Genomic DNA, 295 nt, shown 5'->3' with positions numbered 1-295 from the left:
CGGGATTCACTTGCAAGTGGATGAGCTCGCCGCTTCCGGCGATGAAGGCAACCCGGATTTTGTACGAGGGGCGTCCGTGGTAACGCGGATTGTAGCCGTTTGTTGCGCCTTCTTGTTCACCGAATAGCGTGATGACTGTATCGTCGATGTCGATCCAGACCAGACGCTTTTCACCCATCCGAGCATGGCGAGCCAGCAAATCCCGGTTTAAGGCGACAAGCTGAATCAAGTGGCTCCAGGAGAGCTTGCTCAAGAAGCCGCGGAAGGTGCTTTCGTCAGGAAAGCGGTCGATACC

At 55.9% G+C, this 295-nt stretch carries 1 pseudogene; it reads right to left on the bottom strand.

Features of this window, described 5'->3' with window-relative positions:
* Positions 1-295: pseudogene (locus FS806_RS25475) on the bottom strand (IS1380 family transposase); the annotation flags it as partial.

It is taken from the genome of Paenibacillus sp. 32O-W (assembly GCF_007679495.1).
GTDB lineage: Bacteria > Bacillota > Bacilli > Paenibacillales > NBRC-103111 > Paenibacillus_L > Paenibacillus_L residui.
Note: the sequence above shows the minus strand (reverse complement) of the source record. Positions and strands in the feature narration are given on the sequence as shown.